Origin of the sequence: Geobacillus genomosp. 3 (assembly GCF_000445995.2) — a bacterium.
Taxonomy (GTDB): domain Bacteria; phylum Bacillota; class Bacilli; order Bacillales; family Anoxybacillaceae; genus Geobacillus.
In genome coordinates, this window is sequence record NC_022080.4 from 3,298,292 (window position 1) to 3,324,565 (window position 26,274).

21 protein-coding genes are annotated in these 26,274 nt (G+C 54.1%); 2 read left to right on the forward strand and 19 right to left on the reverse strand.

All coding sequences use genetic code 11. The annotated features are described in order from the left end of the window. Positions 1 to 21: 21 nt before the first annotated feature. From M493_RS16465 to M493_RS16510, 10 genes are all read right to left on the reverse strand, one after another. Positions 22 to 462, reverse strand: a complete 441-nt coding sequence (locus tag M493_RS16465) for a hypothetical protein (protein WP_020961523.1) — start codon at positions 460 to 462, stop codon at positions 22 to 24. A gap of 416 nt (positions 463 to 878) precedes the next feature. After that, positions 879 to 1,502: a thymidine kinase gene (locus M493_RS16470; RefSeq protein WP_020961524.1), complete on the reverse strand. Its 624-nt coding sequence runs from the start codon at positions 1,500 to 1,502 to the stop codon at positions 879 to 881. 187 nt (positions 1,503 to 1,689) lie between these two features. After that, a complete protein-coding gene (gene ltrA, locus M493_RS16475) occupies positions 1,690 to 2,949 on the reverse strand; it encodes a group II intron reverse transcriptase/maturase (RefSeq protein WP_020961418.1) in 1,260 nt (419 codons plus the stop codon). Positions 2,950 to 3,552: 603 nt separating this feature from the next. Beyond that, on the reverse strand, positions 3,553 to 3,753 hold the full coding sequence (rpmE, locus tag M493_RS16480; protein ID WP_008880715.1) for a 50S ribosomal protein L31: 201 nt from the start codon (positions 3,751 to 3,753) through the stop codon (positions 3,553 to 3,555). A gap of 256 nt (positions 3,754 to 4,009) precedes the next feature. Then, positions 4,010 to 5,284, reverse strand: coding sequence for a transcription termination factor Rho (gene rho, locus M493_RS16485; protein ID WP_020961525.1), 1,275 nt, complete (start codon positions 5,282 to 5,284; stop codon positions 4,010 to 4,012). A gap of 316 nt (positions 5,285 to 5,600) precedes the next feature. Further along, complete coding sequence (glpX, locus tag M493_RS16490) at positions 5,601 to 6,563, reverse strand: class II fructose-bisphosphatase (protein WP_020961527.1); 963 nt, start codon at positions 6,561 to 6,563, stop codon at positions 5,601 to 5,603. Between the two features lie 35 nt (positions 6,564 to 6,598). Then, on the reverse strand, positions 6,599 to 7,885 hold the full coding sequence (locus tag M493_RS16495; RefSeq protein WP_020961528.1) for a UDP-N-acetylglucosamine 1-carboxyvinyltransferase: 1,287 nt from the start codon (positions 7,883 to 7,885) through the stop codon (positions 6,599 to 6,601). A 130-nt stretch (positions 7,886 to 8,015) separates the two neighbouring features. Further along, on the reverse strand, positions 8,016 to 8,657 hold the full coding sequence (fsa, locus tag M493_RS16500) for a fructose-6-phosphate aldolase (protein ID WP_020961529.1): 642 nt from the start codon (positions 8,655 to 8,657) through the stop codon (positions 8,016 to 8,018). Positions 8,658 to 8,750: 93 nt separating this feature from the next. Next, positions 8,751 to 9,614 (reverse strand): class II fructose-bisphosphate aldolase, encoded by an 864-nt coding sequence (locus tag M493_RS16505; RefSeq protein ID WP_020961530.1) that lies wholly within the window; start codon positions 9,612 to 9,614, stop codon positions 8,751 to 8,753. A 164-nt stretch (positions 9,615 to 9,778) separates the two neighbouring features. Next, entirely contained in the window at positions 9,779 to 10,141 is a 363-nt protein-coding gene (locus M493_RS16510; protein ID WP_020961531.1) for a response regulator, read from the reverse strand. 122 nt (positions 10,142 to 10,263) lie between these two features. Between M493_RS16510 and M493_RS16515 the strand changes: the two genes are divergently transcribed. Then, positions 10,264 to 10,785: a DUF2529 domain-containing protein gene (locus M493_RS16515; protein ID WP_020961532.1), complete on the forward strand. Its 522-nt coding sequence runs from the start codon at positions 10,264 to 10,266 to the stop codon at positions 10,783 to 10,785. Between the two features lie 78 nt (positions 10,786 to 10,863). On the opposite strand, the gene M493_RS16520 is transcribed toward M493_RS16515, so the two are convergent. The 9 genes from M493_RS16520 to M493_RS16560 form a co-directional block, all read right to left on the reverse strand. Beyond that, positions 10,864 to 12,459, reverse strand: a complete 1,596-nt coding sequence (locus M493_RS16520) for a CTP synthase (protein WP_020961533.1) — start codon at positions 12,457 to 12,459, stop codon at positions 10,864 to 10,866. A gap of 165 nt (positions 12,460 to 12,624) precedes the next feature. Further along, a complete protein-coding gene (gene rpoE, locus M493_RS16525; protein ID WP_020961534.1) occupies positions 12,625 to 13,182 on the reverse strand; it encodes a DNA-directed RNA polymerase subunit delta in 558 nt (185 codons plus the stop codon). Between the two features lie 296 nt (positions 13,183 to 13,478). Next, complete coding sequence (icmF, locus tag M493_RS16530; RefSeq protein ID WP_020961535.1) at positions 13,479 to 16,736, reverse strand: fused isobutyryl-CoA mutase/GTPase IcmF; 3,258 nt, start codon at positions 16,734 to 16,736, stop codon at positions 13,479 to 13,481. A gap of 17 nt (positions 16,737 to 16,753) precedes the next feature. Continuing rightward, positions 16,754 to 17,386: a TetR/AcrR family transcriptional regulator gene (locus M493_RS16535; RefSeq protein WP_020961536.1), complete on the reverse strand. Its 633-nt coding sequence runs from the start codon at positions 17,384 to 17,386 to the stop codon at positions 16,754 to 16,756. 223 nt (positions 17,387 to 17,609) lie between these two features. Further along, on the reverse strand, positions 17,610 to 18,755 hold the full coding sequence (locus tag M493_RS16540; protein ID WP_020961537.1) for an acyl-CoA dehydrogenase: 1,146 nt from the start codon (positions 18,753 to 18,755) through the stop codon (positions 17,610 to 17,612). Between the two features lie 52 nt (positions 18,756 to 18,807). After that, positions 18,808 to 19,950, reverse strand: coding sequence for an acyl-CoA dehydrogenase (locus tag M493_RS16545; RefSeq protein ID WP_020961538.1), 1,143 nt, complete (start codon positions 19,948 to 19,950; stop codon positions 18,808 to 18,810). A gap of 48 nt (positions 19,951 to 19,998) precedes the next feature. After that, positions 19,999 to 20,850: a 3-hydroxybutyryl-CoA dehydrogenase gene (locus M493_RS16550; protein WP_020961539.1), complete on the reverse strand. Its 852-nt coding sequence runs from the start codon at positions 20,848 to 20,850 to the stop codon at positions 19,999 to 20,001. A gap of 246 nt (positions 20,851 to 21,096) precedes the next feature. Continuing rightward, a complete protein-coding gene (locus M493_RS16555) occupies positions 21,097 to 22,275 on the reverse strand; it encodes an acetyl-CoA C-acetyltransferase (protein ID WP_020961540.1) in 1,179 nt (392 codons plus the stop codon). Between the two features lie 157 nt (positions 22,276 to 22,432). Then, positions 22,433 to 24,529 carry a heterodisulfide reductase-related iron-sulfur binding cluster gene (locus M493_RS16560; RefSeq protein ID WP_020961541.1) on the reverse strand — a complete coding sequence of 699 codons (2,097 nt, stop codon included), beginning with the start codon at positions 24,527 to 24,529 and terminating at the stop codon, positions 22,433 to 22,435. Between the two features lie 369 nt (positions 24,530 to 24,898). Here M493_RS16560 and cls point away from each other — a divergent pair, with 369 nt between their 5' ends. Next, on the forward strand, positions 24,899 to 26,089 hold the full coding sequence (cls, locus tag M493_RS16565; protein ID WP_020961542.1) for a cardiolipin synthase: 1,191 nt from the start codon (positions 24,899 to 24,901) through the stop codon (positions 26,087 to 26,089). The last annotated feature ends 185 nt before the right edge of the window (positions 26,090 to 26,274 follow it).

Consider the following 26,274-nt stretch of genomic DNA (forward strand, 5'->3'; position numbering starts at 1 on the left):
GCTTTTCATAAGCGGGAGCTTTCAGTTCAAGCGCACGATAATTTCATACGTCGGAATCGCTTTGGTCAACAGTTTGTCAATGCGGCTCGCTTCATGTTGCCGCTCTTCGGCAGACAGCTCATCCGGCACATCGACCGTCACATACATATTGCCGCCGTGAAACCAGATGGAGCCGGCGCGATAATCGGTGTGCCGTTCAATGAGTTGCGCGGCTTTGCGCGTATCGGCGCGCTGATTTTCGCTTCCTTCGGTCAAACTAATGAAGTTCGGATTTTGCCGCGTTTTTTCCGGATCGTCAAAATTGTTGTACAAGTCGCTGTCGGCATCGATTTTCGGCCGCCCGTCCGTCATCAGCCGCGTGCCGTTTTGATCTTCGCTTTGCTGGCGGTAGGACGGATGATCCGGGTCGGGCGAGCAGGCAGAAAGAAGCAAAACAACCCCTAACAGCCAGATGCGTTTCATGATTTCGCCTCCCTGCTGTTAGGATGCCCGGGACAAGTCATAATATTTATCCTCTCCGGCTGGGAGAGATCCTTTTTTTCCAAACGGCGTGAACATCGGGAAAGCCAAGCCGTCATTCACGGACGACTTATCGGGCCAGATAGCGATGGAACAATCAGGCACACATCGGTATTTATGATCGTTATGGGGCGGCACAGTCATTGAACAAACGGCTGGCGGCCTTTTGCCTATCGCCATCTTTTCCCGTGACTTACGAGCACGGTTGGCAAGCGCCGGAAAACCCGGCACATGCCGCGGCCGGCTGTCATTTGCCAATGTTGCCGTTCCGTGGCTGCCTCATCCCTTCAACCCGATTGCGAAGCGCGTGGCGCCGGGCTCATTCGCCAATGCTACCGTTTCGTGGCTACGTCCTGCTCTCATTCGCCTTTGTGTTCAGCAAGCGGGCGGCCATGCCGCTTTTTCGGTTTGCCCGGCACTTCATGGTGATGGCGGCAACGCGGTTCGTACGCTTCGCTGGCGCCAACCAAAATGACCGGATCATCATACGAGGCAGGCACACCGTTAATGAGCCGCTGTGTCCGGCTGGCTGGGGAGCCGCATACCGTGCATACCGCCTGCAGTTTCGTCACCGATTCGGCGATCGCCATAAGCGCTGGCACCGGTCCGAACGGTTCGCCGCGGAAATCTTGATCCAATCCGGCGGCGATGACGCGGTAGCCGCGGTCTGCGAGCGTTTGCACGACGTCGATGATGTCATCGGAAAAAAACTGCACTTCATCGATGGCGACGACATCGGTGGCGGTGGAAATGTAGCGAAACATTTCCGCAGGCGTTGCGACCGGAATGGCGATCACCGAATTGCCGTTGTGAGATACGACGGCATCCTCGCTATAGCGGTTGTCGATTGTCGGTTTGAACACTTTCACTTCCTGCCTGGCAAACTGGGCGCGGCGGATGCGGCGGATCAGTTCTTCCGATTTGCCAGAAAACATGCTGCCGCAAATGACCTCCAGCCAACCGGACTGCGTCATCACATACATCAGGGCCTCTCCTTTCGCTCCACACTGTCATCGAAACGACGGGCGCCCCGCCAAGCAAAGCCTAAAACGCCCGACGGCGCCTGGCGATAGGGGCGGCCCGTCCATCCGTTTTCATCGAGTAGGAGAGGGTGACTAACCCTCGTCCTCTCACACCACCGTACGTACCGTTCGGTATACGGCGGTTCCATTAAGTCTGACGCAGAGATTCATATCGTTGATAAAGACTCTTCAGCCCTTGGCTCTCCCAATAGGAGTTGCCAAGGGCTTTATGCAAGATGGGACTAGCGGCCACTCTCCAATATTTCTTCCGAGTGTTTCCCCATTCATATGCTTTCCGCTTGGGCACTCCTAAACTTTGCAGTTTTCGGACTCTGGTTCTCGGAAGTTTCCACTCTTTCCATTGGCACATGCGCAGCCTTCGTCGAATCCATCCATCTAGTTCTTTGAACACACTTGGAGTCTCTGCTAACGAGAAGTATCCACACCATCCCAGAATGTACTGGTTGAGCTGTTCGATTCGCTCGGGCATGGGAATCGGTTTCGATCGACTCGTCATGGTGCGTATCCTTTGCTTCATGCGCCGAATACTTTCCTTTGCGATCCGGATTTTTGGCTCCTTATTTGGGGTGAAGCTAAAACCGAGGAATTTTCTCCTCCACGGTCGATCCACTGCCGATTTGGTTTCATTGACTTTCAGCCGGAGTTTCTTTTCAATGAATGCCGTGATCGATTTCATCACCCGTTCCCCGGCCTTCTTCGTCCTTACGTAGATATTGCAGTCATCCGCATACCGTACAAATTTGTGCCCTCGTTTTTCCAATTCTTTGTCCAGCTCATCCAAGAGAATGTTGGACAAAAGTGGACTGAGCGGCCCTCCTTGTGGAGTCCCCTCTTGTGTTTCCATGACCACCCCGTTGATCATGACCCCTGCCTGTAGATACTTCCGTATCAACTTTAGGAGGATTTTGTCTGGAATTCGTTTCGCTAATATCCCCATCAGTTTGTCATGGTTGACTCGATCAAAGAACTTTTCCAAGTCGATATCTACCACCCATGTATATCCTTCCTGAATATACTGCTTCGCCTTTTTCACCGCGTCGTGTCCTCTTCGACCGGGACGAAACCCGTAGCTGTGTTCCGAAAAGGATGGGTCAAAGATCGGCGTGAGCACTTGGGCGATGGCCTGTTGGATGAACCGGTCTGTCACGGTCGGGATTCCTAGTAACCTGACTCCTCCGTTCGGTTTCGGGATTTCGACCCGTCGGACCGGGCAAGGTTCGTAGGTCCCTTCTTCCAAAGCGCGCCGTATCACGTCCCAATGTTCCACGAGGTGTCTTCGCAGGTCTTTGACGGACATTCCATCGGTTCCATGGGACCCTTTATTCTTTTCCACTTGTTTGAGTGCTCGCAGGAGATTCTCCCGTGACAGTACCTGTTTCATCCACATTCCGATTCTTCCTCTCTACGTGAACGATCCGTTCTATTTGTGCCATCTTCTTCTCCACCCTCTTGAGGTCCCCCATGGACTTCACCATTTCCTCCCTCAAGCAGGCCCTTTCGGGTTGTCTGCTTCATCAAAGAAGATGAACGCCTAGTGGCCGTTCTCCTTCATGGTTCGGTCCTTCCCCTTCTACCTTAAGCTAGACGGGTACTATGACCTCTGCTGACTTCTGTCCGTTCAGCGTTGGATCGCTCCAACGGTTGCCAAGCGCACTTGGCTTCCCGGACAGACCTCCCCGGGTAAGAGTGCAGTCTTTCCTTCCATCTATCTGCTTCATTTACTCGGTATCACCTTCGGCAGAAAGGGCTTCGTTTTGTCGTGCAAACTCACCCAATGATACCCAGCCTCTTATGAAGTTCGTGTTCCTCAGACCGGAAGTTTGCCGCCCGCTTCCTTCAGATTCTGCGTCGCCGCAGACACCCTTGCGTTAAGCTAACTGCTACTTCTGCCTTCGCAGTTCGGGACTTTCACCCTATAGACTGCACCCATGCCGGGCGCACACGAAAAAGCAGGCAAGCGGTGCGCTTGCCTGCTTTCGTCCGTTCTTTTTTACTTAAGGCCGTATTTTTTATTAAATTTATCGACGCGGCCCGCTGCCGAAACGAATTTTTGTTTGCCCGTAAAGAACGGATGGCATTCCGAGCAAATCTCGACGCGCAGCTCGTCTTTGACCGAACCGCTTTCGAACTCGTTTCCGCATGCGCAGCGGACGATCACTTTTTTGTACGCTGGATGGATCCCTTGTTTCATCGTTTTCATCTCCTTCCGCCCTGTATCTTCATCGAAACAGAGTTATTCGTTCGTGCGGGCTCGATGCCCAAGACGCTTCCGCCCTTATGGCGAAGCGCCGCGCATGGAACAGCCGGGGCTTCACGAGAGCAGCCCGGCCGGTACAGACGGTTCATCGTGTGAACACATAAGCGCTGGCTAAAACACACATGTTAAGATTATAACAGCTTTTCCGCTGATTTGCAACGGGCGATTCCCGACAAATTCCGCCAACTTGTTATAAACGAAGCGGTCCGCCGCTTCTCCATTCTTGGTCAAGCATGACGAAAAACTCTTCATTGGATTTTGTGCGGCGCAGTTTGTTTAAAAACCGTTCGATGAAGTCCGGTGAATCGGCCATTGTTTTGCGAATCGCCCACAGCTTGTCCAGATGTTCTTTCGGAATGAGCAGTTCCTCTTTGCGCGTCCCGGAACGGCGGATGTCGATGGCCGGAAAAATGCGGCGCTCGGCGAGCGAGCGGTCGAGGTGGAGCTCCATATTGCCCGTGCCTTTAAACTCTTCATAAATGACGTCATCCATGCGTGACCCCGTCTCGATGAGGGCGGTCGCCAAAATCGTCAAGCTGCCGCCTTCCTCGATGTTGCGTGCCGCACCGAAAAACCGCTTCGGCCGATGGAACGCCGCCGGATCAATCCCGCCCGAGAGCGTGCGTCCGCTCGGCGGAATGACCAAGTTGTACGCGCGGGCAAGACGCGTAATGCTGTCCATTAAAATGACAACATCGCGCTTATGTTCGACAAGCCGCATCGCCCGCTCTAAGACGAGTTCGGACACACGGATATGATTTTCCGGCACCTCGTCAAACGTCGAGCTGACGACTTCGCCCTGCACTGACCGCTCAATGTCGGTCACTTCTTCCGGCCGCTCGTCAATGAGCAAGACGATCAACTCAACATCCGGATGGTTCGTCGTAATGCTGTTGGCAATTTCTTTCAGCAACATCGTTTTCCCGGCTTTCGGCGGCGCGACGATCAATCCGCGCTGACCGAAGCCGACCGGGGCAATCAAGTCGATGATGCGGGTCGACAGCTTGTCCGGGGTTGTTTCAAGCTTCATTTGCCGGTTCGGATAAAGCGGCGTCAATCCTGGAAAATGAACACGCTCCTTGGCGATTTCCGGGTCTTCGCCGTTGACCGCTTCAACATGAAGCAAGCCGAAGTAGCGCTCGTTCTCTTTCGGCCTCCGCACTTTGCCGGACACTTTATCCCCATTGCGCAAGTCAAAACGGCGGATTTGGGAAGCGGAAATGTAAATGTCTTCCGAGCTCGGGGAATAACCAACCGGACGCAAAAAGCCAAATCCTTCCGACGGAATGATTTCGAGGATGCCTTCCATGAACGAGAGGCCATCTTGTTCGGCACGCGCTTTCAAAATGGCAAAAATAAGCTCTTTTTTCGTCAACTTGCTGTAATAAGAAATTTTGTATTGTTTGGCGAGCTCGTACAGCTCTTTGAGCTTCATGTTTTCTAAAGCCGCTAACGTTAATTCCATTTCGACACCACACTTTGCAAAGTTTCCTATTCTCCCATCGTTTTTGTTCGGGCATCGTTCGACAGGCGAAGGGATCATTCATATAAGAAGGTAATGAAGGCTGAAATGAAGTAGAATGGCAGAGCTTATTTCTGCATAAGTAACACGACTATTTTACCCTTTTCTCCGTTTTTTAATCAATCTTTTTTTCTTTTTCCAGACAAGGCGGCGGCCATGGCTGCCGGCGCCGCCAAGCCGGATGAGCAGAAAGGGCGCCAGATGGCCCCGTTTCGTTTTGATGAGCCGTGTTTACGTTTCCGCCGGTCGGCCGGACTTCTTACTTAATGACCAAATTCGGTTTTTTCTTCAGGCTATGCCGTCCCTCAATGAAGCGGACGGTGCCGGATTTGGCGCGCATGACGACCGAGTGGGTGAGGCCGTACGATCCTTTGAGCTGCACGCCGCGCAGCAATTCACCGTCTGTGACGCCGGTGGCGGCGAAAATGGCATCGTCCCCTTTCACCAAGTCATCCATGCGCAACACTTTGTTGACGTCAATGCCCATTTTCTTGCAGCGCTCGAGCTCGGCCTCGTTTTGCGGCAACAGTTTTCCTTGCAGCTCACCGCCAAGGCATTTTAAGGCGACCGCCGCAAGCACCCCTTCCGGTGCGCCGCCGGAGCCGAATAAAATGTCGACGCCGGTATGGTCAAACGCGGTGTTAATGGCGGCCGCAACATCGCCGTCATTAATGAGTTTAATGCGCGCGCCGGCTTCACGCAGCTCTTGGATGAGCCGCTCGTGGCGCGGGCGATTGAGAACGATGGCGACGACGTCTTCGATATCTTTGTTTTTCGCTTTCGCCACCGCTTTTAAATTGTCGATGATCGGCGCTTCGATATCGATCAGGCCAACCGCCTCCGGGCCGACGGCGATTTTGTCCATGTACATATCGGGCGCATGAAGCAAATGGCCGTGATCGGCGACAGCGACGACAGCAAGGGCGTTCCAACCGCCGGAGGCGACGATGTTCGTCCCCTCAAGCGGGTCGACAGCGACATCGACGCGCGGACCGTAGCCGTTGCCAAGCTTCTCCCCAATATAAAGCATCGGCGCTTCATCCATTTCCCCTTCACCGATGACAACCGTCCCTTTCATCGGCACCGTGTCAAACACATCGCGCATCGCCGATGTCGCTGCGTCATCGGCCTCATTCTTTTTTCCGCGCCCCATCCAGCGGGCCGCAGCGAGCGCCGCTGCTTCCGTGACGCGCACGAGTTCCATCGACAAGCTTCGTTCCATCGTTATTCTCCCCTTCCCCTGTTATCTGCCAAACGTCAGGCGTTTTTCACCTGCTCGATTTCTTCATCGGTCATTTTTTCGCGCCAAATCGTGGCGCCGATCGCAGACAGCTTTTCGACTAACCCGCTGTAGCCGCGGTCAATATGTTCGACGCCGGTAATCTCCGTCACTCCTTCTGCCATGAGCCCGGCGACAACGAGCGCCGCTCCGGCGCGCAAGTCGCTCGCTTTCACTTTTGCTCCTTGCAGCCTGACCGGACCGGTGACAATGGCGGAACGGCCTTCGACTTTTACATTCGCGTTCATGCGTCGCAATTCGTCGATATGTTTGAAGCGCGCGCTGTAAATCGTATCGGTGACAACACTCGTGCCGTTCGCTTTCGTCAATAGCGCGGTAAACGGCTGCTGCAAATCGGTCGGGAAACCAGGGTAGACGAGCGTTTTGACGTCAACCGCTTTCAAAACGTCGGAGCCGCAGATCCAAATTTGATCTTCACCCGTCTCGACGTGCACACCCATTTCGCGCAGTTTGGCCGTCAATGATTCGACGTGCTGCGGGATGACGTTGTCGATGACGACTTCGCTGCCGATCGCCGCGGCGGCAATCATGTACGTGCCGGCTTCAATGCGGTCCGGGATGATGGCGTGGCGGCAGCCCGATAATTTTTCGACGCCGTCGATACGGATGACATCGGTGCCCGCGCCTTTGATTTTCGCCCCCATGTTGGAGAGCAATGTCGCCACATCAATGATTTCCGGCTCTTTCGCGGCGTTTTCAATAATCGTCCGCCCTTTGGCGCGCACCGCCGCCAGCATGATGTTGATCGTCGCGCCGACGCTGACGACGTCCAAAAAAATGCGGGCTCCGCGGAGTTCCTCGGCGCGCAAATAGATGGCGCCCTGCTCGTTCGTCACTGTTGCGCCAAGCGCTTCAAACCCTTTGATGTGCTGATCGATCGGGCGCGGTCCGAGATGACAGCCGCCCGGCAAACCGACGACCGCTTTTTTGAACCGGCCGAGCATCGCCCCCATCAAATAGTACGAGGCGCGCAGCTTTTTCACTTTTCCGTTCGGAAGCGGCATGGAAACCATGTTCGTCGGGTCAATGACCGCCTCTTTGCCATCAAACGAAAACGAACCGCCGATTTCCTCGATCAGGCTTCCTAAAATACGCACATCGGAAATGTCCGGCAACCCTTCGATCGTCACCGGCGACTCGGCCAAAATCGCCGCCGGAATCAAGGCGACCGCACTGTTTTTGGCTCCGCTTACTTTGATCGTTCCCCGCAGCCGATCCCCGCCGATGATTTTGATTTTATCCATCGTCGTCTCCCTTCTTTGCTCGGAAGTTGGCTTCACCCCCAGGGACAAGAAAGCGGTCAGGCGGGCTCATCCCCCCGGCCCGAACGCGCCGGGGTGAGCCCGCTTAACCTAGGAGGCAAACAGCCTATTTTCATTGTTGCCGATTCCAGTCAGCGAGAAACTTCTCGATCCCTTGGTCAGTGAGCGGATGGTTAAACAACTGCATCAGCACTTTGTACGGTACGGTGGCAATATGCGCCCCGCGCAACGCCGCTTCTGTCACATGGTGCGGGTGGCGGATTGAAGCTGCAATAATTTCTGTCTCGATGCCATGAATGTTGAAAATATCCGCGATTGTGGAAATGAGCTCTAAGCCGTTATGGCCGATATCATCGAGGCGGCCGAGGAACGGAGAAACGTACGTCGCGCCCGCGCGCGCAGCCAACAGCGCCTGGTTGGCGGTAAACACGAGCGTAACGTTCGTTTTAATGCCTTTTTCGCTGAACGTTTTCACCGCTTTTAAGCCTTCCGGTGTCATCGGCACTTTAATCGTAATGTTTGGGGCGATTTTCGCCAACTCTTCGCCTTCTTCGATCATGCCGGCCGCATCGGTGGAAATGACTTCGGCACTGACTGAACCGGAGACGATGGATGTAATTTCGCGCAACCGGTCGTGGAACGAGACGTTTTCTTTCGCCACTAAGCTTGGATTGGTTGTGACACCGGCCAAAACGCCGAGTTCATGGGCTTGTTTAATTTCTTCCAAATTTGCTGTATCGATAAAAAATTTCATGATGTAACCCTCCTTGTCGTTATTTGGATGCAGGCAGACAAGCCCGGGCGGCGACTGAAAGCCGCCTGCCAGGCCGATCTTGCCGGTTGCTTGTTATTGTGCGGCTTTTCCGGATGAACCGAACTCACGCATTTTGCCGATAACCGTCGCTTTGATCGCTTCGCGGCCCGGGCCGATAATTTTGCGCGGGTCATAAACGTCCGGGTCTTTCGCGAGCAGCTCGCGAACGACTTTCGTAAAGGCGATTTGGTTTTCGGTATTGACGTTAATTTTCGATGTGCCAAGGGAAATCGCGCGCTGGATTTGCTCAGTCGGAATGCCGGTGCCGCCGTGAAGCACAAGCGGAATGCCAGTCATGTCACGAATTTGTTCCATTTCGGCAAATCCGAGCTTCGGCTCCCCTTTGTACGGACCGTGCACCGAACCGAGCGCCGGGGCGAGGCAGTCGATGCCTGTCCGTTTCACGAGCTCTTCACACTCTTTCGGGTCGGCGTAAATGACGCCTTCGCCGACGACGTCGTCTTCTTGTCCGCCGACGATGCCAAGCTCGGCTTCAACCGAGACGCCGCGCGCATGGGCATATTCAACGACTTGCGAGGTGATGCGGACGTTCTCTTCAAACGGGTGGTGGGAGGCGTCAATCATGACCGAGGTGAACCCGGCGTCAATTGCCGCTTTACATTTTTCAAAGCTCGAGCCATGGTCGAGGTGAATGGCGACTGGAACAGTAATGTTCATGTCTTCCATTAAGCCCTTCACCATGTTGACGACCGTTTTAAATCCGCCCATATAGCGGGCCGCCCCTTCGGAAACGCCGAGAATGACCGGCGATTTTTCCTCTTCAGCCGCCGCTAAAATCGCTTGCGTCCACTCTAAGTTGTTAATGTTAAATTGGCCGACCGCGTATTTGCCGCGCAGCGCCTCGTTAAGCATCTCCTTCATCGATACTAACGGCATGGTTACATCCTCCTTAGCTGATCGTCGTCTTTGTCGCCATGGCGGAACGTAGGCCCACAGGCGCAAAATACATCTACGTTATAAGCATACCAACTTGCCGGCAAAACAGCAACATTTCCCTCCTTTATTCTGCTAAAGTTGCACAGGCAGTGAAAAAAGAACTTTTACAACGAAATATGTTTTTTGACGGCGGCGCGCAAATCATCAATATCAAACGGCTTGGCAAAATGCATCAGCGCTCCGAGCTCTTTTGTTTCTTGGATCATATCGAGTTCTCCATACGCGGTCATGATGATCACTTTAATATCCGGGTCAATGTCTTTGAGCCGCTTCAAAATTTCGATGCCGTCCATACCAGGGATTTTCATATCGAGAAGTACAAGGTCAGGGTGGTGTTTGCGGACGATTTCCAACGCCTGCATGCCGTTGGCCGCCTGGTATGTCTCATACCCTTCGCGTTGAAACACCTCGTTTAACAAAATGCGGATGCCGTACTGGTCGTCGACAATTAAAATTTTGTTTCCCACGGTTATACACCTCTATTCCTTTTTTCTCCCTATTAATGTTTCGCATTTCCCGAACGTATTTCCTGCTTGCTTTTCTTTCCATTTGCATGTTTTGTATAATAACGGCGAAAGGAGGCCGAACAATGAAAATTTTGACGACACAAATGATCGGGATGCTGCAAAAAATCGCGGCCGACGAAGAATTGGCGCTTGAGGATGGGGCACGTCTGCTCGCCCAAGCGGTCATGGGCGACGGATGCATCTGGCTGTATGGGACAGGCGAGCTGGATGCGGTCGTCACGGCTGCGCTTCTCGGCCCGGATCCGCTGCCAAAAGCGACGCGCCTCAAACCGGGGATGGCTGATGATTGGAACGAAAGGGATCGAGCACTTGTGTTCACCCGCTTTTCTAACGACGAAGAGGCGGTTCGCCTCGTTGAACAGCTGCAAGCGCATGGTGTCGATACGGTCGCCGTCTCAACGCTCGTCAAAGGCGAACCAAGGTTGGCGGATGTCGCCGCCGTCCATATCGACAGCAAACTGTCCCGGCCGCTCGTCCCGACGGAAGACGGCCGCCGCATCGCCATGCCGACAGTCGTTGCCGCTTCGTTCATCTACTACGGGCTGCTTGTTTTGCTTGACGAAATTTTGGAGGAGTATCGATAACAGCCGCTTTGAAAACGTGCGCACCTGTCGGATGAAGCCGTTAAAAAACGGTGTCCGTTCGTCGGACACCGTTTCGTGTTACTGTTTTAATGACGCTTTAATAAACTCGCGGAACAGCGGCTGCGGCCGTGTCGGGCGCGAAGTAAACTCCGGATGGAATTGCGCGGCGACAAACCACGGATGGTCTTTCAGCTCGATGATCTCCACAAGCCGCCCGTCCGGACTCGTACCGGAGAAGACAAAGCCATGCTCTTCCATCAGATGACGGTATTGATTGTTGAACTCATATCGATGGCGATGGCGCTCGTAAATGACCTCATCGCTGTACGCGGCGTAAGCGAGCGTCCCTTCCTGCAGCTTGCACGGATACAAACCGAGGCGAAGCGTGCCGCCTAAGTCTTCGACATCTTTTTGTTCCGGAAGCAAGTCGATGATCGGGTGCGGCGTATTCGGATCAAACTCGGCCGAATGGGCATTAGCGAGGCCCACAACATGACGGGCGAACTCGATCGAAGCGAGCTGCATCCCTAGACAAATGCCTAAAAACGGCACGCGCTGTTCACGGGCATAGCGGATCGCTTCAATTTTTCCTTCGACGCCGCGGTCGCCAAATCCGCCCGGGACGAGAATGCCATCGGCGTCTTTCAGCAACTCCTCCACATTGTCGCGCGTCACATGTTCCGCATTGACCCATTGGATGTCAATGTCCGTATCAAACGCATAGCCGGCATGGCGGAGCGCTTCGACGACCGAGATGTAGGCGTCCGGCAGTTCGACATATTTGCCGACGAGGGCGATTTTCGTCGTTTTCGATAAGTTGCGCACTTTCTCAACGAGCGCTTTCCATTCCGTCATATCCGCTTCGCGGCAGTTGAGGCGCAAATGTTCGCAAACGATTTGGTCGAGCTTTTGTTCTTGTAGCATGAGCGGCACGGCGTACAGCGTATCCGCATCGCGCGATTCAATGACCGCTTTCGGGTCGATGTCGCAAAAGAGGGCGATTTTGTCTTTCATTTCTTGCGGCATCGGCATTTCTGTGCGCACGACGATGATGTTCGGCTGAATGCCGAGGCTGCGCAGTTCTTTCACACTATGCTGCGTCGGCTTCGTTTTCATTTCCCCGGCCACTTTAATGTACGGCACGAGCGTGCAATGAATGTACATGACATTTTCACGTCCGACATCGCTTTTGATTTGGCGAATGGCCTCTAGAAACGGAAGCGATTCGATGTCACCGACTGTGCCGCCAATCTCGGTAATGACGACATCGGCGTTCGTTTCCTTTCCGGCGCGGAAGACGCGCTCTTTAATTTCATTTGTAATATGCGGAATGACTTGCACCGTACCGCCTAAGTAATCGCCGCGCCGCTCTTTGCGGATGACGGCGGAATACACTTTTCCGGTCGTGACGTTGCTGTATTTGTTCAAATTAATATCGATGAACCGCTCATAATGCCCTAAATCCAAATCCGTTTCTGCGCCGTCATCGGTGACGAACACTTCGCCGTGCTGATACGGGCTCATCGTTCCCGGGTCGACGTTAATATACGGGTCAAATTTTTGGATCGTCACGTTCAAGCCGCGGTTTTTCAATAGCCGCCCGAGCGACGCAGCCGTAATTCCTTTTCCTAGCGAAGAAACGACACCGCCCGTCACAAAAATGTACTTTGTCATCATGTCTTCCCCCTTGCCGAAATTACAGTAACAGTTTCAGTGTTTGCGAAAGGCGCAAATAAAAAACGCTCCGCTTACCATCCGTAAGGGAGCGATAATTCGATTCGTCCGTTTTTCAAGAGCCCAACACACATTGTACCGAGTTCCCCCGGCGAAGTCAAGCGGTTATTCGTCCTCCTCCGGCTCCTCAAGATCAATCTCTTCGTCAAGCGGCTCTTCGTCCAATTCAAATTCTTCCTCCTCGAGAACGTCGTCCTCAAAATCGACATCTTCGTCAAGGTCGAACTCCTCATCTTCGAGCAGCTCTTCGTCGTCGATCTCAAGCTCTTCCTCATCGTATTCATCCAAGTCGTCATAATCGAGATCTTCTTCGTCAAGCAGTCCTTCATAATCGTCGTATTCGTCATCAAGCGCTTTTTTCTTCTTTTTCGGCTTGACAATCGTCACCGTTTCGTCTTCCGTCTGGTCAAACGGATACCACGCGCGCAACCCCCATACGTTTTCCCCGACGCAAATAAACCGTCCGTCGATATTTAAATCCGTGTAATACTGGGCAAGCCGCGCGGCGATGTCGTCCTCCGCCGCGCCAGTCAATGCCGCTACTTCGCGGACGATTTGGTCAAACGGCAGCGCCTCCCGCTTATCAAGCAAAATGAGGTTCGCCAACTCGACGAACGACATCTCCTGCAATTCCTCTGGCGAGTATTGCTGCTGCAGGCTCAAATTCAGCACTCCCCTTCTATATAATGAAACAAATGAATGCAAGTGGAATACATACCATTCATTATAAACAAATTGCCGGCGTTTATGCTAGCTATTTAGCGAAAAAAGCAAAAAGAGAGCCGCCCCGTGGCGGGGGCAGCCCTCTTTCCGACAGATTCATCCCGTCAAGGCCGTTCCCTTCTTCGAAAGGTTTCCGTGTTGGCCCAGGCGGGCGGGCAAGCATAACGCGGCCGCATAGTGCCGGTCAAAGGGGCGGGCACCACCGCTGGCGGAGGCGAACGACGGAACGCTTTTTCCTACATATTCCGCCGGTATTGGCCGCCGACTTCGTACAACGCGCGGGTGATTTGCCCGAGGCTGGCGACTTTTACCGTTTCCATCAACTCTTCGAAAATGTTGCCGCCGCTCGTCGCTACTTGTTTTAAGCGCTCGAGCGCCAGGCCGGCTTTGTCTTTGTTCCGCGCCTGGAATTCGCGCAAATTGTGAATTTGCAGCTCTTTTTCTTCATACGTTGCCCGGGCGAGCTCGAGATTGTTCAATTCTTCTTCCGATGGCGGGTTCGGGTTCAAGAACGTATTCACGCCGATAATCGGCAGTTCCCCGGTATGTTTTTTCGTTTCGTAGTAGAGCGACTCGTCTTGAATTTTTCCGCGCTGGTACTGCATTTCCATCGCCCCGAGCACGCCGCCGCGGTCGTTCAACCGTTCGAACTCTTGCAACACCGCTTCTTCCACCAAGTCCGTCAGTTCTTCGATAATGAACGATCCTTGAAGCGGATTTTCGTTTTTCGCCAAGCCAAACTCTTTTGTAATAATAAGCTGGATCGCCATCGCCCGCCGGACCGACTCCTCGGTCGGTGTCGTGATCGCTTCGTCATAGGCGTTTGTATGGAGCGAATTGCAGTTGTCGTAAATCGCCAACAGCGCCTGCAGCGTCGTGCGGATGTCGTTAAAATCGATTTCTTGGGCGTGAAGCGAACGGCCGGACGTTTGAATATGGTATTTCAGCTTTTGGCTCCGTTCGTTGGCGCCGTATTTTTCGCGCATGACGACGGCCCAAATGCGGCGGGCGACGCGGCCGATGACCGAATATTCCGGATCGAGGCCGTTGCTGAAGAAAAACGACAAGTTCGGCGCGAAATCATCAATATGCATGCCGCGGCTCAAATAATATTCGACGTACGTAAAGCCGTTGGCGAGCGTAAACGCCAATTGCGTGATCGGATTGGCCCCCGCCTCGGCGATATGATAGCCGGAAATCGACACCGAATAATAGTTGCGGACGCGGTGCTTGATGAAATACTCTTGAATGTCGCCCATCATTTTTAAGGCGAAATCGGTCGAAAAAATGCACGTATTTTGCCCTTGATCTTCTTTTAAAATATCAGCTTGCACCGTGCCGCGCACCGTTTGCAGTGTATACGCTTTCACTTGTTCATACTCTTCCGGTGTGAGCGGGCGCCCAAGCTCGGCTTCTTTTTTCTCGACTTGTTGGTCGATGGCCGTGTTCATAAACATCGCCAGCAAAATCGGAGCCGGGCCGTTGATCGTCATCGACACCGATGTGAGCGGGTCGCACAAGTCAAACCCTTTGTACAGTTTTTTCATATCATCGAGCGTACAGATGCTGACGCCGCTTTCACCAACTTTGCCGAAAATGTCCGGCCGGTAGTCCGGGTCTTCACCGTAGAGCGTGACCGAGTCAAACGCCGTGCTGAGCCGCTTCGCTTTGTCTTCTTTACATAAGTAATGGAAGCGGCGGTTGGTGCGCTCCGGCGTCCCTTCGCCGGCAAATTGCCGTTTCGGGTCTTCGCCTTGGCGCTTGAACGGGAAAACACCCGCTGTATACGGGAACGAACCGGGAACGTTTTCTTTATACACCCAGCGCAAAATTTCCCCGTAGTCTTTAAATTTTGGCAAGACGACTTTCGGGATGTCCAAACCGGACAACGTTTTTGTCGTCAGTTCGGTGACGATTTCTTTGTCCCGCACTTTTGTGACAAACTGTTTGGCCGCATATTTCGCTTTCGTTTCTTCCCATGTCGCCAAAATGCGTTTCGATTCCGGTGTCAGCTTCGCTTCATAATCGGCTTTGAGCGTCTCAAGCGCGCGAATGACATCGTCAGACTCCCCGCGCTCGTTCGCCGCTTCGATCGCCCCTTCGAGCTGAAACAGGCGGCGGGCGGCCTCGGCTTGCTGCTCGGCACGGCGGTGGTACGAGCGGACCGTCTCCGCGATTTCGCGCAAATAGTAGCGGCGCTCGTTCGGAATGATGACGTTATGCTTTTCGACGTTGGCGACCGTTTTCAAACTCGTCTTCCAGTCCGTGCCCGTTTTCCGGTTGATCGTATCGACAAGCGCAACAAAGAGCGTATTTGTCCCCGGATCGTTAAACTGGCTGGCGATCGTGCCATACACCGGCATTTCCGACACGTCGCGGTCAAACAGCTGATGGCTTCGCTGATATTGCTTTTGCACTTGCCGTTTTGCATCTTCCGAGCCTTTGCGTTCAAACTTGTTAATGGCGATCAAATCGGCGTAATCAATCATATCGATTTTCTCAAGCTGCGTCGGCGCCCCAAACTCGCTTGTCATCACATACATCGAAACGTCGCACACTTCCGTAATGGCAGCGTCGCCTTGGCCGATCCCGCTCGTTTCGACAATGACGAGATCGAAACCGGCCGCTTTGACGACAGAAATGGCGTCACGGATCGCCGGCGACAGCTCGGAGCGGGAATGGCGTGTCGCAAGGCTCCGCATGTAGACGCGCGGCGAATGGATGGCGTTCATCCGAATCCGGTCGCCTAACAGCGCCCCACCCGTTTTTTGTTTTGTCGGGTCGACGGATAAAATGGCGATCTTGATGTCACGGATTTCATTCAAAAAGCGGCGCACAAGTTCATCGGTAAGCGAGCTTTTCCCCGCCCCGCCCGTGCCGGTAATGCCAAGGACCGGCACGCGCTTTTCCATCGTTTTCACTTGCGCGATCGCTGCTTCAGCGGCGGCCGCCGCCTCGTCCTTCGCCGCAGCGCGGTACTCGCACAACGTAATGAGCCGGGCGACAGCTTGCACATCGCCGGATGCCAGCCGCTCGATTTCATCGGTCACCGCCGTGACGGTCGGAAAATCGCATTCTTCAAGCATGATGTTAATCATCCCTTGCAACCCAAAGCGACGACCGTCTTCCGGCGAGAAAATGCGGGCGATGCCATACTCGTGCAGCTCCTTGATTTCGCGCGGGATAATGACGCCGCCCCCACCGCCGTAAATGCGGATATGGGATGCCCCCCGCTCTTGCAGCAAGTCATACATATATTTGAAAAATTCCATGTGGCCGCCTTGATAAGACGAGACGGCAATGCCTTGCACGTCTTCTTGAATGGCGGCGTTGACGATTTCTTCAACCGAGCGGTTATGGCCTAAATGGACGACTTCGGCGCCGCTCGCTTGCAAAATGCGGCGCATAATGTTGATGGACGCATCATGGCCGTCAAACAAGCTCGAAGCCGTGACAAAGCGGACATGGTGTTTCGGGCGGTAAATATGCGCCATTCTCTCTCCCCCTTTGTTCAAACTTGCTGTTTCTCCATAATCCCCTTTAACAAAAACTCCGTCTGCCATTCAATATATTCGTCAAGCGTATACATTTTCCGCAGCGCCCAACGGCGGAACGCCCACATTTGCCCGAGCACGATAATGTTGTGGGCAAAAAGGCGAATCTCGCTTTCGGAAAGCTGCAACGTCCCGCTTTCGACACATGTGCGCAAAATACGCTCGAAAATGGCTGTCATATCGAGCTCTTTATTGAGCACGTATGGAAGCGATTCTTTGCTTAGCGCTTTTAATTCTTGGTACATAACGAGCACTTCGTCGTCAAGCTCATCGACAACGCGAAAATAATGAGCGATCGCACGCCGCAACCCTTCAATCGTGCCGTGATGATCGCCGAGATCTTGTTCGGTCCGCTCCCGCACCTCGTCGTAAATGCGGTCGCACACTAAATACAAGACATCTTCTTTTTTGCGAATGTACTCATACAGTGTACCGATGCTAAACCCGGATGCTTTGGCGATTTCCCTCGTTGTGGTCCGGTGAAAGCCTTTTTGCTTAAAAAGGGAAATGGCGCCTTTAATCATTTCGTTGCGCCGCTTTTTCACAAGTTTTTCGTCTTTGACCGATGCGATCACTTCCCGTTTTTTCATTTCGGTTTCTCTCCCCCATTCCCGTTTAGCAGCAAGGCGATGCCCCGCCCGGCTTCCCGTTCGCGCGGTGGAACGGCTGAAATATTGTGCGGCACATCCCCGAAATAACTACCATGACCCGCGCGTCAGATCAGAGCGGGGAGATGCCGCACGCTCTCCTTGAAACAGCTACCGCGATTCGCCCGGCAGAACGGGGAAACGGCGCGCGGTCCTTTCGTCACTGTCATGAATCGCGCGTCAGCATGCGCGAGATAACGAGGCGCTGAATTTCTTGTGTCCCTTCGTAAATTTGTGTAATTTTGGCATCGCGCATAAATCGTTCGACCGGATAGTCTTTCGTATAACCGTTGCCGCCGAAAATTTGCACTGCATCGACCGTCACTTTCATCGCCGTATCGCCGGCAAACAGTTTCGCCATCGCCGATGCTTTGCCATACGGCAAGCCGTTCGACTCAAGCCATGCCGCCTGATACGTCAGCAGCCTTGCCGCTTCAATGGCTGTCGCCATATCGGCGAGCTTAAAACCAACTCCTTGCTGTTCGGCGATCGGTTTCCCAAATTGGACGCGTTGTTTCGCATAGTCCACAGCCGCGTCGAGCGCCCCTTGGGCAATGCCGACCGCTTGGGCGGCGATGCCGTTGCGGCCGCCATCTAACGTCATCATGGCGATTTTAAATCCTTCCCCTTCTTGGCCAAGCAAGTTTTCTTTCGGGATGCGGCAATCTTCGAAAATCAGCTCGGTTGTCGGCGACGAACGGATGCCGAGTTTCTTTTCTTTTTTCCCGATCGAAAAGCCGGGTGTCCCTTTTTCGACGATGAAGGCGCTGATTCCTTTATGCCGCTTTTCCGGGTCGGTGACGGCGAAGACGACGTAAATTTCCGCTTCGCCGCCGTTCGTGATCCATACTTTAGAGCCGTTCAGGACGTAATGGTCGCCGTCTTTGACGGCGCGCGTTTTCATCGAGGCGACGTCAGACCCCGCCCCCGGCTCGGACAGCCCGTACGCGCCGAGCTTTTCCCCGGTCGCCAAGGCGCGCAAATACTTTTGCTTTTGCTCTTCGGTGCCGAATTTGTAAATCGGCCAGCTCGCCAGCGAAATGTGGGCGGAGAGCGTCACCCCGGTTGAAGCGCAGACGCGCGACAGCTCCTCGACGGCGATGACATACGCCAAATAATCGCTGCCGATGCCGCCGTACTCTTCCGGCCACGGGATGCCCGTTAAGCCGAGCTCGGCCATTTTGTTGAAAATGCTGCGGTCAAACCGTTCTTCCTCATCGCGCTCAGCAGCGGTTGGCGCCACTTCGTTTTCGGCAAATTCGCGCACCATCTTCCGCAGCATTTCATGTTCTTCGCTCAGTTGGAAATTCATAGCTTCATTCCCCCGTTTTTATAATAAAATCCTCGTCCCCATATGAGCGTGGTCATTGTTTTGTGAGCTGTTTGCTGATGACAATCCGTTGGATCTCGCTCGTTCCTTCGTAAATTTGGGTAATTTTCGCGTCGCGGAACAGCCGCTCGACCGGATAGTCTTCCGTATAGCCGTTGCCGCCGAACACTTGCACCGCCTCGATGGCGTTGTCCATAGCCGCTTGTGAAGCGAACAGTTTGGCCATCGACGCTTCTTTGCCGCACGGCAAGCCTTGGGCGCGCAGCCAAGCCGCGCGGTAGACGAGCCATTTCGCCGCCTCCGCCGCCGTTGCCATATCGGCGAGCTTGAAGGCGACGCCTTGCTGCTCGGCAATCGGTTTGCCAAACTGCACCCGTTCTTTCGCGTATGCCACCGCATGTTCAACCGCCGCTTCCGCAATGCCGAGCGCCTGGGCGGCGATGCCGATCCGGCCGACGTCAAGGTTCGCCATCGCGATTTTAAACCCTTCCCCTTCTTGGCCTAGCAAATTTTCCGCCGGCACTTTAGCGTCGTCAAACGTAATCGTTACCGTTCGCGATCCGTGCAACCCCATTTTTTTCTCATCTTTGCCGATCGCCATCCCCGGTGTTCCTTTTTCGACGATAAACGCGGAAATGCCGCGGCTGCCTTTTTCCTCCGGATTCGTGCGGGCGAACACGATGTACGTATCCGCTTCGCCGCCGTTCGTAATGAAAATTTTTGAACCGTTCAATACGTACGTATCACCGTGGCGCACCGCTTTTGTCTTTAAGCTTTTCGCGTCCGAACCGGCGCCCGGTTCGGTGAGGCAAAACGCCCCTAAAAACTCGCCGCGGGCAAGTTTCGTCACATACTTTTGTTTTTGCTCTTCCGTACCGAAATACAAAATTGGATTCGTCCCGACTGATGTGTGCACCGATAAAATGACGCCAACCGTCGGGCTTACTTTCGAAATTTCATGAATGGCGATAATGTAGGAAATAAAATCCATGCCTGCGCCGCCGTACGGTTCGGGAACGGTGATCCCCATCAGGCCGAGCTCGGCCATTTTGTTTAAAATCGGGCGCGGAAATTCCCCTTGTTCCATGCGCTCGACAAACGGGGCGATTTCCGCCGCTGCGAATTCGCGCACCATTTGCCGCATCATTTCTTGTTCTTCCGTAAATCGAAATTGCACGGGCCATCCCCCTTTGTCCTGTTGCTCGTCAATGTTGCCTTTACCCGCTTATTCGTATGTGTAAAACCCGCGACCTGTCTTGCGGCCAAGCCAACCAGCCTTGACGTATTTACGCAATAGCGGGCATGGGCGGTATTTGTCATCGCCAAACCCTTCATGAAGCGTTTCCATAATGTACAAGCACGTATCCAGCCCGATAAAGTCGGCGAGCGTGAGCGGCCCCATCGGATGGTTCATGCCAAGTTTCATCACTTCATCAATCGCCTCTTTTGTCGCTACTCCTTCGTACAAGGCATAAATCGCTTCGTTAATCATCGGCATAAGAACACGGTTGGAAATAAAGCCCGGAAAGTCATTCACTTCAACCGGCACTTTGCCAAGCGTCCGGGTGACCGCCTCAACCGTCTCGTATACCTCATCAGCCGTTGCCAAACCGCGGATAATTTCCACCAGCTTCATGACCGGCACCGGATTCATAAAGTGCATGCCGATTACGTTCTCCGGCCGCTTTGTCGCCGCTGCGATTTCGGTAATCGGGAGCGACGATGTATTCGAGGCTAAGATCGTCTCCGAACGGGCGATTTCGTCGAGCTCCGCAAACAGCTTCGTTTTCACATCCATGTTTTCGACAACCGCTTCGATGACAAGATCAGCGTTAGCGGCATCATGCAAATGAGTGGAACGGGAAAGCCGCGACAACGACGCGTCCTTGTCCCCCGCCGCCATTTTCCCTTTTTCCACCTGACGGGCGAGCAGTTTTTCGATGTTCGCCATTCCTTTATCCAGCTGCGCTTCGCTAATATCGTACAAAAGCACGTTATAACCGGCGACAGCGCATACTTGGGCGATGCCTGACCCCATCTGTCCGGCGCCGACGACCATAATCGTTTTGACGTCCATCACTCGATCCCCCTATATAGAAAAATTCGCAAACGCTCTTGTTCGTTTATTGGCTCCGTCCCGGGACAACGCAGATCGCAAACCAGCGGCCGCAGCGCCCAAGGAGGCGGCAGGCCATCCATATTCCAAAACCGCGGCCGCCCCACCGCCAAGCAAACCGCCTCCTGTATGGCGACAACGCCGTCAGGCGGCATGACGCGTCACGCCTCGACGGCGCGCGGCCGCGATGACGCGGCAGGCCATGCTTTATACTTCGATTAAGATGGCGTCGCCTTGACCGCCGCCGCTGCAAATCGCGGCAATGCCCAGCCCTCCGCCGCGGCGCTTCAACTCATGGGCGAGCGTCAAGATGATGCGCGCCCCGCTCGCGCCGATCGGATGACCGAGGGCGACAGCGCCGCCGTTGACGTTTACTTTTTCCGGATCAAGCCCGGCGATTTGAATGGCGGCAAGCGCAACCGCGGCAAACGCTTCGTTCACTTCGAACAAGTCAATGTCGTCAACGGTCTTTCCTGTTTTGCGGAGCAGTTCGTTGATGACAAGCCCCGGCGTTTTCGGGAAATCTTTCGCCTCGACGGCGATGGCCGTGTGGGCGACGACCGTTGCGAGCGGTTCGAACCCTTCCCGGGCGGCGCGCTCTTCGCTCATTAAGACGAGCGCCGCAGCGCCATCGTTGACGCCCGGGGCGTTGCCGGCCGTAATCGTGCCTTGCGGGTCAAATACCGGTGCCAGTTTGGCCAGCTTTTCCAGTGACGTATCTTTTCTTGGCGCCTCGTCGTGCTCGACAATGAGCGGCTCGCCTTTGCGCTGCGGGATCGAAACCGGCACGATTTCTTCCGCCAGCCGTCCGGCTTCGATGGCGGCAATGGCGCGCATATGGCTGCGGTATGCCCATTCGTCTTGCGCCTCTCTTGTAATGCCAAGCTCACGCGCCGTATTCCCGCCGTAGACGCCCATATGAACACCGGTGAAGCTGCACGTGAGGCCGTCATACACCATTAAATCTTTCACCGTGCTGTCGCCCATCCGCAGCCCCCAGCGCGCTTTCGGAAGCACATACGGGGCGTTGCTCATCGATTCCATCCCGCCGGCGACGACGACATCCGCCTCGCCTAAACGGATGAGCTGATCGGCAAGCGTCACGGCACGCATGCCGGATGCGCATACTTTGTTCACCGTCTCGGTGCGGACGTGCCACGGGATGCCGGCATGGCGCATCGCCTGGCGCGACGGGAGCTGCCCTTGTCCGCCTTGCAAGACGGTGCCCAAAATGACATGATCCACTTGTTCGGCGCTCACATTGGCGCGGGCGAGCGCCTCCTTCACGGCAATGCCGCCAAGCTCCGCTGCTGACAGCGCTTGCAAAGAACCTCCCAATTTTCCGAACGGGGTGCGAACCCCGCTTACAATCACTGCTTTCCCCATCATTCCTCTCCCCCTTTTCTCCATAAAGAAAACGATTACAAAACAAAGACTGAACGTTCGCTCGATGATGAGGCGAAAGAGAAGGCGTACCGCTGTACACCTCCCCCTCCCATTATACTTACTATTTTAAAAAATAGAAATTGTCTATGCAACCATTTTATGATGCGGCTTCTTCTTTTTCCTCACCAAACACCGATTTCGCCAACAGTTCCGCGACATCGTACGTCGAGACCCGATCCTCGACTTCTTTCGCTTTCGTGCCGTCTGACAGCATCGTCAAGCAGTACGGACAGCCGGAGCTGATCACCGTCGGATTGACCGCGAGCGCCTGCTCGGTGCGAGCGACGTTGATCCGGTTGCCGGTCGTCTCTTCCATCCACATGAGGCCGCCGCCGGCGCCGCAGCACATGCCGCGTTCGCGGTTGCGCTCCATCTCGACAAGCTCAACGCCCGGAATGGCGCGCAAAATTTGCCTTGGGGCGTCATACACGTCATTGTAGCGCCCTAAATAACACGAGTCATGGAACGTGATGCGCTCGTTGACCGGGTATTTCGGCACGAGGCGCCCTTCCTCGATGAGTTTGGCGAGCAGCTCGGTATGATGATACACTTCCGCCTCGAGCCCGAAGTCCGGGTATTCGTTTTTAAACGTGTTGTAGGCGTGCGGATCGATCGTGACAATTTTCTTGACGCCTGCCTTTTCAAACTCGGCGATGTTGTTCGTCGCCAGCTCCTGGAACAAAAACTCGTTCCCTAACCGGCGCGGCGTGTCGCCTGAGTTTTTCTCTTTATTGCCTAAAATCGCAAATTTGACGCCTGCCTCGTTGAGCAGCTTGGCAAACGCCAAGGCGATTTTTTGGCTTCGGCTGTCGTATGAGCCCATCGAGCCGACCCAGAACAAATACTCGATCTCTTCGCCTGCTTTGCTCGCTTCTTTCACCGTCGGGACGTGGATATCTTCGCGCAGCTCGCGCCAGTTTTCCCGCTCTTTCCGGTTTAACCCCCACGGGTTGCCTTGGCGTTCGATATTCGTCATCGCCCGCTGCGCGTCCGGATTCATCCGCCCTTCTGTCAACACGAGATAACGGCGCAAGTCGATGATTTTATCGACATGTTCGTTCATGACCGGGCATTGGTCTTCACAGTTTCGGCACGTCGTACAGGCCCAAATTTCTTCCTCAGTGATGACGTCGCCGATGAGGCTTGGCATTTCAATGGCCGCCGCCTGCTCGGCTGCCGCGGCGAACGCCAGCTGATTGCCTTTCGTATTTTTAAAGGCGAACGTCGGCACCCATGGCGCCCGCGACGTGACGACCGCCCCTTTTTCGGTCAAATGGTCGCGCAGCTTCAAAATCAAGTCCATCGGCGACAACATTTTCCCCGTGCCGGTCGCCGGACACATGCTCGTGCAGCGGCCGCATTCGACACAGGCGTACAAGTCGATCAACTGCTTTTGCGTAAAATCTTCAATTTTGCCGACGCCAAACGATTCTTGGCTTTCGTCTTCAAAGTTGATCGGCGAAAGCTTCGGCCGCGTCAGCCGGCTGAAAAAGACGTTGATGGGCGCAGCGATCAAATGAGCGTGCTTCGACTGTGGCACGTAGACAAGGAACGTCAGCAAAATCAATAAATGCACCCACCAGGAGACAAAAAACAGCACTGCCGCCCCGGTTTCGCCGACCCACGAAAATGCGCCGGCAATGAGCGAGGCGACCGGTTCGCTCCATGTCGCTTCCTCACCATGCCAAATCATGCTCATGCCGTTGCCAAACAATACCGACAACATCAATCCGCCGATAAAGATCAACACAAGCCCGGCTTTGAAATCGCGCTTCAGACGGACGAGTTTTTCAATGTAGCGACGGTAAAAGGCGGCGAGCACGGCGATTAAAATGAGCAAGGTGACGATTTCTTGGAAAAACGTAAACCATGGGTAAAGCGGCCCAAGCGGCAAGTGCGCCCCTGGCGCAAGCCCTTTGATGATAAAATCAATGGCGCCAAACTGGACGAGAATAAATCCATAGAAAAAGACGACGTGGATCAAGCCGCTTTTTTTGTCTTTAAGCAACTTTTTCTGGCCGAACACGTTGATCCAAATGTTGCGCAGCCGCTCATTCACTTTCTCGTCAAACTCAACCTTTTTGCCAAGTTTGATGTACATTGCCCGCGTTTTCACCACATACGCGAACAAATAAATGGCGTAAGCGGTTACAAATAAAAACGCAAGCAAGTTCACCAACAATAAGGCGTTCATCTTCTCTCCCCTTCCCCCACTTTTCCGGCGATTTTGTTGACATAACAAAAGGAATTTTCAGAATTGCGCTTTACGTCTATTGTACAAATGAATGAGCATTCAGTCAATAGCTTTTTTATCATTTCCGTCAGGAAGGTTTCCCCTTTCGAGCGAAAGAGGGGGACAAGGGGCTTTATAGTTGTCGGCGAGACGAGCCTCTCCGCTCGCGCTTGATCCGGACACGGCGGGATCCGAAGCACCGGCCCCCTGTAAGAACCGTTAAGTGCCCATCCGGCCAGGCGGGACGGAATCGGCGGCTCGAGCTTTGCTATTTTTGTACGTTGTAGGACACATTAATAAGTACTGAAGCGATGCACAGGAGGGGAAGGCATGGCCGTCATTGCTGTTATTGCCATCATATTCATGCTCATTTATCTTGATGACAAACTCGGACAGCTCGCGTTCCGGAACGGACGGAAAAAAGTCGTCTATCCGGAACGGAGAAGCGATATTACGCTCTATGTCAACGGCAGGCATTTATTTTCCGACTATTTTGCCGAGCTGCGCCGTGCCCGCGACCATATTCACATCCTGTTTTACATCATCAAAAGTGATGAAACGACGACACCATTTTTCCAAATTTTAAGGGAAAAAGCAGCCGAGGGAGTGAAAGTACGAGTGTTGGTCGACTGGGTCGGCAGCCTCGGGTTGCCGAAAGCGCTCATCCGCTCGCTGAGGGCGAGTGGAGTCGAATTCGCCTACGCCCGGCCGCCGCGCTTTCCGTTTTTCATTTACCGCCTCAACCGCCGCAACCACCGAAAAATTACGGTCGTTGACGGAAAGGTTGGGTACATGGGCGGTTTTAACATCGGCCGCGAATACAATGGGAAAGACGCCAATTTCGGGGAATGGCGCGACTATCACTTAAAAATCAGCGGCGAAGGGGTACACGACTTACAGGAACAATTTTTGCACGACTGGGAGGAGGCGACGGGCAAAACCGTCGCTGACAAACCCCGTTACTTCCCGCCCCTTCGCGCCGGCGCCATTCGCCATCAATTGGTCGCCACCGATGGCGCCGCACTCGAGGAACAGTATATCGATGTCATCCGTCATGCAAAAAAAGAAATCGTGATCGGCACCCCGTATTTTATCCCGAGCCGGCCGTTATTTAACGAGCTGATGCGCGCAATCAAGCGCGGAGTGCGCGTCACCGTGCTTGTGCCGCTGAAGGCCGACCATTTATTTGTGCGAGAAGCCGCCCACCCTTATTTTTATCAAATGCTGCAAGCCGGGGCGCGTGTTTACCGCTTTTACCAAGGATTTTACCACGCCAAAACGATTGTCGTCGATGAGGAATGGTGCGATGTCGGAACGGCCAATTTCGATCGGCGCAGTTTGTTTTTAAACAGTGAAATTAACTGTTATGTGTTTGACCGTGCGTTCACCCGGCTCGTCAGGCAGGCGATCGAACGTGACTTGACACGCGCCGAGCCGCTGACGCTCGATTTTTGGCGGAATCGTTCGCTCCTTGACCGCGGCAAAGAGTCGATTTCCCAGCTGATTTCCGCCTGGCTGTAGGCAACGCGAAAAAAGCCGGCGATGTTCATGACCAACCCGCCTAACAGCGGCTTTCCCCGCGGGGGAGAACCTCGCCAAATGAGCCTTTTTCCCGGCAAAACCCGGCGCTTGGACGAACGCTCGGACAAAAGGGCAAAAGAATCCCGGCCGAAACCGCGAAACAAAAAACCCGGCCGGCGCCCGCG

Bases quoted from the DNA above. Each gene is read 5' to 3' on its own strand.
- rpmE (WP_008880715.1), bottom strand. From the start codon at position 3,753: ATGAAACAAGGGATCCATCCAGCGTACAAAAAAGTGATCGTCCGCTGC.
- icmF (WP_020961535.1), bottom strand. From the start codon at position 16,736: ATGGCGCATATTTACCGCCCGAAACACCATGTCCGCTTTGTCACGGCT.
- M493_RS16560 (WP_020961541.1), bottom strand. From the start codon at position 24,529: ATGAACGCCTTATTGTTGGTGAACTTGCTTGCGTTTTTATTTGTAACC.
- glpX (WP_020961527.1), bottom strand. From the start codon at position 6,563: ATGGAACGAAGCTTGTCGATGGAACTCGTGCGCGTCACGGAAGCAGCG.
- M493_RS16550 (WP_020961539.1), bottom strand. From the start codon at position 20,850: ATGGACGTCAAAACGATTATGGTCGTCGGCGCCGGACAGATGGGGTCA.
- rho (WP_020961525.1), bottom strand. From the start codon at position 5,284: ATGGAATTAACGTTAGCGGCTTTAGAAAACATGAAGCTCAAAGAGCTG.
- M493_RS16535 (WP_020961536.1), bottom strand. From the start codon at position 17,386: ATGAAAAAACGGGAAGTGATCGCATCGGTCAAAGACGAAAAACTTGTG.
- M493_RS16515 (WP_020961532.1), top strand. From the start codon at position 10,264: ATGAAAATTTTGACGACACAAATGATCGGGATGCTGCAAAAAATCGCG.
- M493_RS16540 (WP_020961537.1), bottom strand. From the start codon at position 18,755: ATGAATTTCCAACTGAGCGAAGAACATGAAATGCTGCGGAAGATGGTG.
- M493_RS16505 (WP_020961530.1), bottom strand. From the start codon at position 9,614: ATGCCGTTAGTATCGATGAAGGAGATGCTTAACGAGGCGCTGCGCGGC.
- M493_RS16520 (WP_020961533.1), bottom strand. From the start codon at position 12,459: ATGACAAAGTACATTTTTGTGACGGGCGGTGTCGTTTCTTCGCTAGGA.
- M493_RS16465 (WP_020961523.1), bottom strand. From the start codon at position 462: ATGAAACGCATCTGGCTGTTAGGGGTTGTTTTGCTTCTTTCTGCCTGC.
- M493_RS16495 (WP_020961528.1), bottom strand. From the start codon at position 7,885: ATGGATAAAATCAAAATCATCGGCGGGGATCGGCTGCGGGGAACGATC.
- fsa (WP_020961529.1), bottom strand. From the start codon at position 8,657: ATGAAATTTTTTATCGATACAGCAAATTTGGAAGAAATTAAACAAGCC.
- cls (WP_020961542.1), top strand. From the start codon at position 24,899: ATGGCCGTCATTGCTGTTATTGCCATCATATTCATGCTCATTTATCTT.
- M493_RS16470 (WP_020961524.1), bottom strand. From the start codon at position 1,502: ATGTATGTGATGACGCAGTCCGGTTGGCTGGAGGTCATTTGCGGCAGC.
- ltrA (WP_020961418.1), bottom strand. From the start codon at position 2,949: ATGTGGATGAAACAGGTACTGTCACGGGAGAATCTCCTGCGAGCACTC.
- M493_RS16555 (WP_020961540.1), bottom strand. From the start codon at position 22,275: ATGGGGAAAGCAGTGATTGTAAGCGGGGTTCGCACCCCGTTCGGAAAA.